This is a genomic window from Pseudomonas sp. Z1-29 (assembly GCF_051131995.1).
Lineage (GTDB): Bacteria > Pseudomonadota > Gammaproteobacteria > Pseudomonadales > Pseudomonadaceae > Aquipseudomonas.
The window spans coordinates 538,817-552,488 of record NZ_CP071645.1; the positions used below are offsets into that span (position 1 = coordinate 538,817).

General features: G+C 61.3%; 8 protein-coding genes. 6 read left to right on the forward strand and 2 right to left on the reverse strand.

The window, feature by feature from the left end:
- The first annotated feature begins 4 nt into the window (after positions 1–4).
- The 4 genes from J3P84_RS02585 (at position 5) to J3P84_RS02600 (ending at position 8,660) form a co-directional block, all read left to right on the forward strand.
- A complete protein-coding gene (locus J3P84_RS02585) occupies positions 5–775 on the forward strand; it encodes an electron transfer flavoprotein subunit beta (RefSeq protein WP_434627552.1) in 771 nt (256 codons plus the stop codon).
- Positions 776–1,912: 1,137 nt separating this feature from the next.
- Entirely contained in the window at positions 1,913–5,365 is a 3,453-nt protein-coding gene (locus J3P84_RS02590; RefSeq protein ID WP_434627555.1) for a GMC oxidoreductase, read from the forward strand.
- Between the two features lie 154 nt (positions 5,366–5,519).
- Entirely contained in the window at positions 5,520–7,388 is a 1,869-nt protein-coding gene (locus J3P84_RS02595) for a hypothetical protein (RefSeq protein ID WP_434627558.1), read from the forward strand.
- Positions 7,389–7,415: 27 nt separating this feature from the next.
- Entirely contained in the window at positions 7,416–8,660 is a 1,245-nt protein-coding gene (locus J3P84_RS02600; protein ID WP_434627562.1) for a metallophosphoesterase, read from the forward strand.
- 106 nt (positions 8,661–8,766) lie between these two features.
- Here the strand turns inward: J3P84_RS02600 and gbcA are convergent, their stop codons facing one another.
- Positions 8,767–10,062 carry a glycine-betaine demethylase subunit GbcA gene (gbcA, locus tag J3P84_RS02605; RefSeq protein WP_434627565.1) on the reverse strand — a complete coding sequence of 432 codons (1,296 nt, stop codon included), beginning with the start codon at positions 10,060–10,062 and terminating at the stop codon, positions 8,767–8,769.
- A gap of 281 nt (positions 10,063–10,343) precedes the next feature.
- On the opposite strand from gbcA, the gene gbcB reads away from it, so the two are divergent.
- Entirely contained in the window at positions 10,344–11,444 is a 1,101-nt protein-coding gene (gbcB, locus tag J3P84_RS02610; protein WP_305498306.1) for a glycine-betaine demethylase subunit GbcB, read from the forward strand.
- A 180-nt stretch (positions 11,445–11,624) separates the two neighbouring features.
- Here gbcB and J3P84_RS02615 read toward each other — a convergent pair whose 3' ends face one another.
- Positions 11,625–12,665 carry a threonine aldolase family protein gene (locus J3P84_RS02615; RefSeq protein ID WP_434627569.1) on the reverse strand — a complete coding sequence of 347 codons (1,041 nt, stop codon included), beginning with the start codon at positions 12,663–12,665 and terminating at the stop codon, positions 11,625–11,627.
- A 194-nt stretch (positions 12,666–12,859) separates the two neighbouring features.
- Here J3P84_RS02615 and J3P84_RS02620 point away from each other — a divergent pair, with 194 nt between their 5' ends.
- Positions 12,860–13,564 carry a TraX family protein gene (locus J3P84_RS02620; protein WP_434627572.1) on the forward strand — a complete coding sequence of 235 codons (705 nt, stop codon included), beginning with the start codon at positions 12,860–12,862 and terminating at the stop codon, positions 13,562–13,564.
- Positions 13,565–13,672: the final 108 nt, after the last annotated feature.

Below are 13,672 nucleotides of genomic sequence, written 5' to 3' on the forward strand. Positions count from 1 at the left end.
GTTCATGAGTACCCAAGTGATCAGCCTCGTCTCCATCGGCGCCCACCCGACCTCTGGTCGGCCCCGGCGCGCCGAACAGGATGCCCGCGCCGTGGAGCTGGGCCTGCAACTGGCCGGCAATGAACTGCAAGTGCTGCATGCCGGCGACGTGGCCGAACCGGCACTGCGCGCCTACCTGGGCATGGGCCTGGATGAGCTTCACGTGTTGGATAATCCAGAGGGCGCCGATGCGTTGCCGGCGTTGACCGAATATCTGAGAGACGCTGGCGCCCAAGTGGTGCTCACCGGCAGCCAGGCGGAAACCGGTGAAGGCTCGGGCATGCTGCCGTTTCTGTTGGCGGAAAACCTCGGTTGGCCGTTGGTGGTGGGATTGGCCCAGGTCGAATCCATCGACAACGGCGTGGCCCTGGTGCTGCAAGCCTTGCCCCGCGGCCAGCGCCGTCGGCTCAAGGTGCGCCTGCCGTTTCTGGCCACTGTGGATAACGCCGCGCCCAAACCACGGCAGAGCGCCTATGGCCCGGCGCGGCGTGGAGCGTTGCAGGCGGAAGAAGTCGAAGTGGTCGACGACAGCCTGCTGGCGGTGGCAACCCTGCAACCGGCCAAGCCACGGCCCAAGCGCCTGAAGGTCATCAAGGCCAAGAGCGGCGCCGACCGCATGAAAGCCGCCACGGCCAAGGCCAGCGGCGGAGGTGGGCAGGTGCTCAAGGGTGTCACTCCGGAGGCGGGGGCCGAGGCGATTTTGAAGCTGCTGGTGGAGGAAGGGGTAGTTCGCTAGATCCAGAACCACCGAAACCCTGTGGGAGCGAGCCTGCTCGCGAATGCATTTCGTCAGTCACCGTTGCATGGCAGTTCCACCGCATTCGCGAGCAGGCTCGCTCCCACAGGGGATTGGTGGAGCCCCGCTATCTCCTGCCTAGCCCGGTGTTGTGGGAAGGTTACCCACAAACCCTGTGTGTCCGGCTGTGGATAACCTGTTCGCCCATCGCTGCACCCCACGAAAATCAGGCTCTGCGGGCTGGTGCTCAAAAAACAACCAGCGTAACTTGCGGTTTTTATTAGCTTTTGTCTGCGAGCAACGCAGCATTCCAAGCCAGACTTGCCCCCAGTCTCTGTTGGCGCTTCTGTGGATAAGATGTTCGCTCAACGCTGCAACCTATGCCGTACGGGGCTTCCAGCGAGTTGATCGATTAATGATCAATCATGGACTTCAAGTAGAAAAACCACCGCAATAACACCGGGTTGGTGGCTGCTCAGCCCGTTTTCCACAAAATCGTCAAATTACCCCCAAACGCTGTTGGCGCTTCTGTGGATAACATGTTCGCTCTGTCCTCCAGGCCACGCTGTGTGGGGCTTACGGCATATTGATCAAAAACTGGTCAATCAGCCATGAAACGACTGTTTGCGAATAAGTCACGGATTTTATTCACATTATCCCTTACAAAATTCAGATCACCTCGACACTTGTCCCCATAAGCTGTGGGTTGTCATGTGGATAACTTGTTCGTCGAACGCTACAGGTCACGGCGGACTTAGCGCGGAATGCGATAGATCAAATTTCATACAGTTCTAAGGAACCGCCTTGACGTATGGGTGTCGCCTGTCTTCACTCATGGCACAAGGACAGCGCGACTTTATCCATGCCGGTTCAGGGAGAACGCATGATGGATAGCAAGCCCCCCAATTTGTATCCCGCTTCAGCCCCGACCTGCATGCCCACCCCTATGACCTCGTTACCCCGGCGCAACGGTCGGCGTGCCGCCAATCAGCGTGCACGCCTATAGCGCCTGAGGTTCCCTCCCATCAACACCGTTGACTGCCGCTCCAACCCATACGGGATAGCGGCCAGGCGTTCGTGCGCCTTGAAACTACAGGCAACCGCAGAGTTGCCCCTTCTGCCTGAGAGGACTTGAACATGACACGGATATCGACCCCCATCAGTGAAATCAAGGAACACTACGACGTGATCGTCATCGGTTCCGGCTACGGCGGCGGCATTGCTGCGTCGCGCCTGTCCCGGGCCGGGCGCAAGGTCTGCCTGCTGGAACGTGGCCGGGAAATCCAGCCGGGCGAATACCCCAATACATTGCTCGCTGCCACCGAGGAGTTGCAGGTGCACGACCCCGACGGCCACATCGGTTCGCGCACCGGGCTGTTCGACCTGCACGTCAACGCCCAGCAGAACGTGGTGGTCGGGTGTGGCCTGGGCGGCACGTCACTGATCAACGCCAACGTCGCCCTGGAAGCCGAGCCCGGCGTGTTCGAGGATCCGCGCTGGCCGCTGGCGATGCGTGAGCACAGCGACACGCTGCTCCAGGACGGCTACGCGCGGGCTCGGGAAATGCTCAAGCCCAACCCGTATCCGGCGTCCTCGCCGAACCTGCCCAAGCTCGACGCTCATAAGAAATCCGCTGATTACCTCAAGCAGGGCGCGCATTTCTACAAGCCGCCGATCAACGTGACTTTCGACAAGTTGCCGAACAACCTCAACCACGTCGGCGTCGAGCAGTTGCCATGCAATGGCTGTGGCGACTGCGTCTCGGGCTGTAACAACAAGGCCAAGAACACCACGCTGATGAATTATCTGCCGGACGCCTGGAACCATGGCACGGAGATTTTCTGCCAGGCTGAGGTGCGGCACCTGGAGCGCGATGGCGACGGCTGGATCGTGCATTTCCAGTATCTGGACAGTGGTCGCGAAATGTTCTCGGCGCCAACGCTGTTCGTGCGCGCCGATATCGTGGTGGTGTCCGCCGGCACCCTGGGCTCCACCGAGATCATGTTGCGCTCGCGGGACAAGGGCCTGTCGATGTCTGCCCAGTTGGGCGAGAACATGAGCGGCAACGGTGACATCCTCGGCTTCGGCCACAACTGCGACCAGGTCATCAACGGCATCGGTTTTGGCGCTCATTCGGCCAAGGAGCTGGAGCCGGTGGGGCCGTGCATCACCTCGGTGATCGACATGCGCACCGAAGGCGACTGGCGCAGCCGCATGGTTATCGAAGAAGGCTCGATCCCCGGCGCCCTCGGCCGGGCCATGGTGCCGAGCATGGCGGCGTTCGCCGAGATGATCGGCGTGCCCACCGACACCGGCTTTGGTGCCGCCCTCAGGTACAAGGGGCGCGAAGCCGAAAGCTTCCTGCGCGGACCGTACTACGGCGCGCTGCATAACATGCAGACCTACCTGATCATGAGTCATGACAACGGCAAGGGCCGCATGGTCCTCGATAACAAGGACCAGCTGCGCATCGACTGGTCCGGTGTCGGCGAGCAGGAAAACGTCACCCTCGGCAACGAGCGTCTGCACCAGAGCACCAAGGCCTTGGGCGGGATCTGGGTCGAAAACCCGATCTGGACCAAGCTGCTCAAGCACAGCATTGTCTCGGTCCATCCCCTGGGCGGTTGCGTGATGGGCGAGGACGCCGCCCAGGGCGTGGTCAATCACAAGGGGCAGGTGTTCAGTGGCGCCAGCGGCACCGACGTCTACCCAGGCCTGTACGTGACGGACGGCTCGGTGATCCCGACGTCCCTGGCGGTCAATCCGCTGCTGACCATTTCAGCGGTGAGTGAACGCAACATGGGCCTGCTGGCCGCCGATCGCGGTTGGCTGATCGACTACACGCTGCCGTCGGCCCCGCGCAAACCGGTGGCGGCGCCGACCCTCGGCGTGCAGTTCACCGAAACCATGAAGGGCTATTTCTCCAGCGCCTTCACCCAACCCCAGGGCACCGACCTGCCGCTTTACGAGGAAGCTGCCAAGCGCGGCAAGGCTGACAACTCGCCCATCGAATTCACGCTGACCATCACTGCTGCCGACCTTGATCGTTTGATCAAGGAGCCGGAGCACGCTGCGACCCTGGTGGGTACCCTCGACGCCCCCCTGCTGTCGGCGAAGCCGTTGGTCGCCAGCAACGGCGTGTTCAACCTGTTCGAGCAGTATCAGGATCAGGTCGGCGTGCGGCACATGAACTACGACATGAAACTGACCGCCGAAGACGGCAGCGACTATTTCTTCAGTGCGTTCAAGACTGTGCCGGAGGACAACGGCGTGCTGAACATCTGGCACGACACCAGCACCCTCTACGTCACGCTCTATCGCGGGCCGGACAAGAGCGGCGCGGTGCTCGGCGCGGGGGTGATGCACATCCTGCCGGCGGATTTCGCCAAGCAGATGACCACCATGAAAGTGCTCAACGCTCGCAACGAGCGTGAGCGGGTGGAGGCGCTTGCGCGATTCGGCAAGTTTTTCGCCGGCATCCTGTGGGAGAGCTACGGCGGGGTGTTCGCCGGCGATGTCTACTTCAATCCGGACGCGCCGTCGCGCTTGAAACGGCCGCTGGATGCACCGGCCCCGGTGGTGCATTTCTTCCAGACCGAAGATCACGTCGAGCTGCGCCTGACGCGCTACCAGGCAGGCATCAAGGGCCCGGTGATGCTGGTCCATGGCCTGGGCGTGGGCTCGAATATCTTTTCCACCGACACCATCCATACCAACCTGTTGGAGTACCTGTGCAAGCACGAGTACGACGTCTGGCTGCTGGATTTGCGGGTGAGTATCCTGCTGCCGGCCAGCAAAAACGAATGGAACGGCGATCAGGTGGCCCAATACGACTTCAAGGCCGCTATCGGGCAGATCCAGCAGGCGACCTCGGCTCGTGACGTGCAATGCGTAGTGCATTGCTACGGCGCGACGACGTTCTTCATGTCGATGCTGGCGGGCTTGCAGGGCGTGCGCTCGGTGGTCTGCTCGCAGATCGCCGCCGACACGGTGGTCGCCACCGCCACCGGATTGAAGGCCGGTTTGCATTTGCCGGGGATGCTCGATGCCATCGGCATCAAGTCCATGACGGCCTATGCCGACACCAAGGAAAGCTGGTTCAACAAACTCTACGACAAGGCCCTCAACGGCTACGCCCGGATCGAGGCCCAGGGCTACTGCACCAATCCGGTCTGCCACCGCATCACGTTCATGTATGCGTCGCTGTACCGCCACGACACCCTCAATGAAACCCTGCACGACAATCTGCATGAATTGTTCGGCGAGTCGAACATCCAGACCTTCGAGCACCTGGCGCTGATCGTGCGCAAGGGGCACCTGGTGGACTTCAAGGGCAACGACGTCTACATGCCGCATTTCGATCGGTTGAAGTTGCCGATCTGCTTCATCAGCGGCGCCGACAACCAGTGCTACTTGCCGCAGAGCACCCTCAAGACCTACGAACGGTTATGCGAGATGCACGGTCCGCAGTTGTTCAGCCGTCATGAGGTCCCCGGCTACGGCCACATCGACTGCATGTTCGGCAAGGACGCGGTGGTGGATGTGTATCCGATCATCCTCGGGCACCTGGAGAAGACGGCGCTTGGTTGAAGTATGACTATTCCGTGGCGAGGGAGCTTGCTCCCGCTCGGCTGCGAAGCAGTCGTCGCTTTTGAAGTCTTGGGGGCCGCTACGCGGCCCAGCGGGAGCAAGCTCCCTCGCCACATGGGTTTTGTGGTGAGTCAGGAATAAGGAAAAGGATGCCATGAACACTTGTATCCGCTGGTTCCAACGCATCATCTGGATCGGAATCGTCATGAACATGGTCTTCGCGATCCCGGCGTTGTTCGCGTCGGCGTTGCTGACCTCCATACTTGGCCTGCCGCCGGTGCTGTCCGATCCCTGGCTGGAAAACGCCGGCATGTTGCTGGTGGGGATCAGCCTGTTCTACATGCCCTCGGGGTTCAACGCGCCGCGTTTCGTGGTGCATTCGTGGTTATGCGTGCTGTCGCGTCTGGTGGCGGTGGTGTTCTGGATCTACCTGATCAACACCAACAACCAGGGCCAACTGTTCGTGCCGATGTTGATGGGCGACCTGAGCATGTTCCTGATCCTGGGCGTGCTGTTGTATTTAGGCAGCCCGGCGGCCAATCGTCCGCTGGCCTTGCTCCGGGCCGGCTGGCGCGAATGGCTTCAAGGCTGGGCACATCGCTGGCAAAGCCATGGCTTCAAGGTTGGCGCGCTGATTGTGCTGCTGGTGCTTGGCTTCATCGGCTACCAGACCTGGTATCAGATGATCCGCGAGGTGCCGCAGCCGGACTTCGCCTCCGACGAAGATCATTACAAATACGCCGCCATCGGCCTGGGCATCGAAGCGCGGATTCCCTACTACCTGTTCGCCGTGCTGCCACAGATGTGCCCGGAAAAACTGCCCAAGCCAGGCGGTTATGAGGTGTTCGGCTTTCTCTATGAAAACGGCAACGATCTGCCCATCGGCATGGCCAAGCGGCAGCTCGGTTACCCCACGGTGGAGCCCAACTGCGCGCTGTGCCACACCGGTTCATACCGGGCCAATGCCACTGACGTAGCGGTGCCGGTCGCCGCCGCGCCGGCCAATACCCTGCAATTGCAAGCCTTCCAGTGGTTCGCCTACGAGTGTGCCAGCGATCCGAAATTCACCCCGGACGCGGTGATGGCGGCGATCAACGGCAAGTTCCAGCTGGGCTTCTTCGAAAAGCTCTATAACCGCTACCTGATCATTCCGATGGCCAAGAGTGCGCTGCTCAAGCAGAAACAGGCGTACGCCTGGCAGAAGCTGCGTCCGGCCCAGGGACCGGGGCGGACCGACACGTTCAACCCGACCAAGATGGTGGTCTTCGGCTTCCCGGATGACTCGACCATCGGCACCGTGGACTTGCCGCAGGTGTGGAACCAGAAACCCCGCGAGTCCATGTACCTGCACTGGGACGGCAATAACAACAAGATCCACGAACGCAACTACGCCGCCGCCATGGCCGTGGGCGCGACGCCGGAATCGGTGCTGCCGCCGAGCTTCAACCGGGTGACCAACTGGTTGCTGGGCCACAAGCCACCGGCCTGGCCGTTCGCCCTGGATCAGGCGAAAGTCGCCCAGGGCAAACCGATCTGGGAGCAGAACTGTGCCGGTTGCCACGACTTCGGCCGCAGCGACACCGGCCAGGTCACCACCAACATCGACCAGTTGGGCACCGATCCCCATCGGCTGAATTCCTTCACCACCGGGCTGGTGGCGGCGTTCCATGGTTTCAAGAAACCGCCGTTCGACTTTGGCGCCTACCGCAAGACCCAGAGCTACAGCAACACGCCCACCGACGGCATCTGGCTGCGCGCGCCGTACCTGCATAACGGTTCGGTGCCGACCTTGTGGGATCTGCTGCAAACACCCGAGCAGCGCCCGCAGGTGTTCTACACCGGCTCCGACATCTACGACCCGCAGAAGGTTGGTTTCATCACCAGCGGCGCGCAGATGAAGGCGTCGGCGGATTTCAAATACGACACGCGGCTCGAAGGCAACCACAACGGCGGCCACCTGTACGGCACGCAGCTGTCGGACGTCGACAAACGGGCTTTGATCGAATTCATGAAGACCCTGTAGTCCGGGGCAAAACGAAGGAGCGTTCACATGTCATTACTGCACCATTGGGAACATGAGTTCGACAAGGTCAAGGTCCGCTTGCACGGGTTGGTCACGCGGCTGGAAATGTCCTGGAAAAAACTCGTCAACGACCTGGAGCCTGAGGAGTTCCAGGCCATCGTCAAGCTGCTCGAGCGTGGCCACGCTCAAGCCCGGCATGTCATTGATCATGGTGATTTGCCCGACGATGAACCGGCCGTGCCGTGGGAACTGGCCCACGGCCTGTCGATTCTGAAAATCGGCAACGCCACGCCTTTGCCGCAAAAGGAAGAGGAACTGCCAACCCGAGTGCTCAAGGATGGCACCTTGCTCGGTTGCCGAAAATGGGAGCTGCTGGACCTGTTGTGGAGCGAGGCGCTGCTCAAGTGGATCGAGAACCTGCGTCACCACGCACCGTTCGCGACCACCCCGGCGCTGGTGAAAATGGATAATGACGTGGTGCTGGCCATTGCCGGCGACTGGGGCACCGGCCCGTTCGACAGTCACGCACCCGCCGTGGCCGTCGCCAACCAGATGCAACTGGCCCAGGCCGATTTCACCATTCACCTGGGGGATGTCTACTACGCCGGCACCCACTCCCAGGAAGACGTCGACATGGCCGGCTGGCCGCAGGGCAGGCACGGCTCGTTCACGCTCAATTCCAATCACGAGATGTACAGCGGCGCCCACGGTTATTTCAAGGAATTGGCCAAGCGCTTTCCGGTGCAGCAAGGCACCAGCTATTTCGCCCTGTACAACGATGACTGGCTGGTGGTTGGCCTGGACAGCGCCTACGCCTCGGACGCGATGAACCTGTACATGGACGGCACCCTCAACACCCAGCAGATCGAGTGGATGAAAAGCCTGCCCAAGGGAAAGAAGCTGATGGTGCTCAGTCATCACCAGGGTTTTGATATTTCCGGACACCACAAGACCGCGCTCTACCAACCGGTGTGCGACGCCTTGGGGCGTGAGCCGGATTACTGGTATTGGGGCCATCTGCACAACGGCATCTGCTACGCGCCGCAAGGCGGGCTGCAGGCGCGTTGCGTCGGGCATGGAGCGATTCCCTACGGCACCACCAGCGAGTTGAACGGGCATCCTCGGGTGTTGTGGTCGGAAACACAATTGGCGGGGGACGAGGCGTATCCGGAGCGGGTGTTGAACGGGTATGTGAAGGTGCGGCTGGCGGGGGAGGAGATTGTCGAGACGTTTTATGGGGAGGATGGGTCGGTGCGTTGGTCTTCAAGATAATCGGGTAAATATAGAGCCGCCTTCGCGAGCAGGCTCGCTCCCACATTTGACCTTCGGTGCGCCAAAGAACCTTGTGGGAGCGAGCCTGCTCGCGAAGATTTGGATTTTAGCCCTGGACCGGAACACCCTTGAGGTACGGCGCCGGCTCGGCCCCGAGGTTGTTCAGCATGCGCTCGCTGTACCAGTCGACGAAGTTCACCACGCCGAATTCGTAGGTTTTCGAGTACGGGCCCGGCTGGTAGGCGGTGGAGTTGATGCCGCGCTGGTTTTCTTCGGCCAGGCGACGGTCCTGGTCGTTGGTGGCGTCCCAGACCTGGCGCATGCGCTCTACGTCATAGTCCACGCCTTCGACCGCGTCCTTGTGCACCAGCCATTTGGTGGTGACCATGGTTTCCTGGGCGCTGATCGGCCACACCGTGAAGACGATGATGTGGTCGCCCATGCAGTGGTTCCATGAGTGCGGCAGATGAAGGATGCGCATCGAGCCCAGGTCAGGGTTCTTGATGCGGCCCATCAGTTTGGCGCAGCCCTGCTTGCCGTCCATCGTCATCGACACGGTGCCCTTGAGCAGCGGCATGCGCACGATGCGGTTGCGCAGGCCGAAGCTGGCGTGGGCGTAAGGGATCTTCTCGGCATCCCAGGCGGCGGCGGAAGCGGCCACGTGGTCCTTGAACGCCTGGTCGGCTCGCGGATCGGTGACGTCGTCCCATTCCAGCAGGGTCTTGAGCAGTTCGGGGTGCGAGGCGTTGCAGTGGTAGCACTCGCGGTTGTTTTCCAGCACCAGTTTCCAGTTGGCCTTTTCCATCAAGGTGGTTTGCACCGCCACCTTGGTGTTTTCCATGTCGTAGGGTTCCATGTAGTGGTTCAGGGTCGACAGGAAATCATCGATGGCCGGCGGGTTCTCGGCCAGGCTGATGAAGATGTAGCCGCCGGCGGTCTTCACGTTCACCGGCTTGAGGCCGTACTGCTTCATGTCGAAGTCGGCGCCCATCTCGGTGCCGGCGAACAGCAGGCGACCGTCCAGTTCGTAGGTCCATTGGTGGTAATGGCAGACCAGCTTGGCGACCTTGCCCTTGTCGCTGGTGCACAACCGCGAGCCACGGTGGCGGCAGACGTTATGGAACGCATGCACCACGCCTTCGGCGCCGCGAATCACGATGATCGGGTTCTTGCCGACCTGCATCGTCAGGTAGTTGCCCTTGGCCGGGATTTCGCAGGTCATGCCGGCGATCAACCATTCTTTCTGAAAGATTTCCTGCATGTCGATATCAAACAGGCGCTCATCGGAGTAGAACGGCTGCGGCAGCGAAAAGGTCCGCTCGCGCTCTTGCAGCATTTGCGCGGTGGCCTTGCGTGCGGGTTCCAGCGGATCGCCCAGGCTCAGGGTAGTGGTGACGTCCATCGTTTTATCCTCATGGCCATCTCTGTGGCCGGCGAAAGTGGCTAATCAAGGGTGCTACGCAAGGCAGAAATATTGTTTATCCGTTGGGGCGAGTGTGGGGCCGCGCAGGGGCGCAACCTTATCCATGGGCGACATGGCCCAATCTGTTCCCGACGCGCGAGCCCCGGTAGTTGGGGGCTGGTCGCGATAAGTATGTGAATGTCGCAGATAGGTAAATGGCGGTGCAGGCGCCTGCGCACAATCGCCATCATGAAGGCCGACAGTCGGCCGTGGAGATCAGCATGTCCAACAATTTCCTGAACCCGGTCACCACCCAGACCTGGGCCAATGGCCGACATATCGTTCGTTGCGTCAAAGTCATCCAGGAAACCTGGGATGTGCGCACCTTTTGCTTCATGGCCGACCAGCCGATCATGTTCTTTTTCAAGCCCGGGCAGTTCGTCACCCTGGAGTTGGAAATCGAAGGCCAGCCGATCATGCGCTCCTACACGATCTCCAGTTCGCCGTCGGTGCCCTACAGCTTCTCGGTGACCATCAAGCGCGTGCCGGGGGGCAAGGTTTCCAACTGGCTGCACGACACGCTGCACGAAGGCCAGGAACTGGCGGTGCACGGGCCGGTGGGGTTGTTCAATGCCATGGATTTCCCGAGCCCGAAGGTCCTGTACCTCAGCGGTGGCGTCGGAATCACGCCATGCATGTCCATGGCCCGCTGGTTCTACGACACCAACGCCAACGTCGACATGACCTTCGTCCACAGCGCCCGCTCGCCCAAGGACATCATCTACCACCGCGAGCTGGAGCACATGGCGTCGCGGATCGATAACTTCAGCTTGCACCTGATTTGCGAAAAGCATGGTTTGGGCGAGCCGTGGGCCGGGTATCGTGGCTACCTGAATCACAAGATGCTGGAACTGATGGTGCCGGATTTCCTTGAGCGCGAAGTGTTCTGCTGCGGCCCGACGCCGTACATGAGCGCGGTCAAGCGTCTGCTGGAAGCGGCCGGCTACGACATGAAGCGCTACCACGAGGAATCCTTCGGCGCCACGCCACCGGAAGCTCGCGCCGATGCGGTGGAGCAGGCCGAACAGGCGGCGGATGCGCCTGAAGTCGACCAGGCGGACCTGCATCAGGTGGAATTCGTCGCGTCGGGCAAGAGCATCGGCGTAGCACCGGGCGAAACCGTCCACGCGGCAGCAGCCAAGCTCGGCCTGATGATTCCCAAGGCCTGCGGCATGGGCATCTGCGGCACTTGCAAAGTCATGAAGCTGGGCGGCGAAGTGGAGATGGAACACAACGGCGGCATCACCGAGGACGACGAGGCCGAGGGTTACATCCTGTCGTGCTGCAGCGTGCCGAAGGGGGATGTGCGGATCGAGTTTTAACCCGTTCTCTCAGGCGCGCGATGAGCTCTTGTGGCGAGGGGATTTATCCCCGTTGGGCTGCGAAGCAGCCCTAAGGCAATCAACTCGATCAATCTGATACATCGCGTCCGCAGATTTCAGGGCCGCTTCGCGGCCCAGCGGGGATAAATCCCCTCGCCACAGGTGAACCTGCAATATTTCCTAGCCCGCCATCACTTCCCGAATATCCGCCGCCAACTCCCGCACTCGCGCTTCTTCGGTATCCCACGAGCACATGAACCGTGCGCCGCCTTTGCCGATGAAGGTGTAGAAGCGCCAGCCCCGGGCGGTCAGCGCGGCGATGGCCGGTTCCGAGAGTTGCAGGAACACGCCGTTGGCCTGGACCGGGAACATCAGCTCGACGCCGGGAATGTCACTGACCAGTTGCGCCAGCAATTGCGCGCAACGGTTGGCGTGGCGGGCATGCTTGAGCCAGGCGTCGTTCTGCAGCAGGCCGACCCAGGGGGCGGAGAGGAAGCGCATCTTCGAGGCCAACTGGCCGGCCTGTTTGCAGCGATAGTCGAAATCTTCCGCCAGGTCGTGGTTGAAGAAGAGGATCGCTTCGCCCACCGCCATGCCGTTTTTCGTGCCGCCGAAGCACAGCACGTCGACGCCGGCCTTCCAGGTCAGGTCGGCCGGGGTGCAGCCGAGGAAGGCGCAGGCGTTGGAGAAGCGCGCGCCGTCCATGTGCAGGTTCAAACCAAGTTCCTTGCAGGTAACGCTGATGGCGCGGATCTCTTGCGGTGTATAGACGCTGCCGACTTCCGTGGCCTGGGTCAGGGTCACCACGCGCGGCTTGGGATAATGGATGTCCTGGCGCTTGAGGGCGATCTCGCGGATCGACTCGGGGGTCAGCTTGCCGTTTTCGGTGCGCGCCACCAAGAGCTTGGAGCCGTTGGAGAAGAACTCCGGCGCGCCGCATTCGTCGGTTTCGACGTGGGCGGTTTCCGAGCAGATCACGCTGTGGTAACTCTGGCACAGCGACGACAGGGCCAGGGAGTTGGCCGCAGTGCCGTTGAACGCGAAGAACACTTCGCAGTCGGTTTCGAACAGGGCACGGAAATCATCCGCCGCGCGGTGGGTCCATTCATCGTCGCCATAGGCGCGCTGGTGGCCCTGGTTGGCTTCTTCCATGGCCGCCCAGGCTTCGGGGCAAATGCCGGAATAGTTGTCGCTGGCGAATTGTTGGCTCTTGTCGGTCATGGCCTTGCTCCTTGAATAGAGAGTCCTGGGTAAGAGATCCCTGGTGGAACTCCCGGGTGAGGGGTTCCATGGTTCGGCGTGTTTGGGTCCACAGCGCCGTGGTCGATAGTGGTGCGCACTTTACCCAAGATTAGCGAGGGAGCACACGGGATGTTTAGGTCAGAAAATCACAAAATCAGCGGGCCGCAGTACGCATGAGTCAGCGCGACGCTGCGCTGGACCTGCTCAAGTGGCTGGCACTGTTGTCGATGGTCCTCGATCATCTGCGATATGTCGGTTTTTCCGCCGATTGGCTTTATGTGCCGGGGCGCTTGGCGTTTCCCTGGTTCTGCCTGGCGATGGCGGCCAACCTCTCACGCAACGGCGCCAGCTCGCTTCCGTGGCGTTACCTGGGCTGGCTGTTGCTGTTCAGCGCCATCAGTGAAATCCCCTACCGCTTGTTCGTTCCCAACCCCACGACATTGAACGTGATGCCGACGCTGGTGCTGGGATTGTTGCTGGCGCGCTGTTGGCAAACCCCCACCTTGCAGGCGCGATGCCTGGCGGTGGCGGCGCTGCTGCTGGCGGCGCTGTGTTCGTCACAGTTGATGTTCGGGTTCTACGGCGTGCTGCTGCCGTTGGCGATGTTGCTGGTGCATCGCCGGCCTTGGTATTTCGCGTTGCTACCTGGAATGGTCTGCGTGGCGGCCAATCAATGGCGGGTGTTGTATGGCGCGGCATGGCTGGGCGACACGGTGGCGCTCTGGGGGCTGGTGGCTTGTCTGATCGCGCCATGGCTTGGGCTGATGCTGTTGCGCCACGCGGGCTCTTTCCGTCCACCGGCAATGCGGCGCTGGGCATACACGCTGTACCCCGCGCATTTTTTAGCGCTGCTCGCGGTTCGCCAGATCGCCGCATAGCAGTTGTGGCGAGGGAGCTTGCTCCCGCTGGGCTACGAAGTGGCCCCAAGACCAGGCGCCTCGGTGCGTCAGGTAAATCCAGGGTGGTCCTTTTGGGAGGGCTTCGCC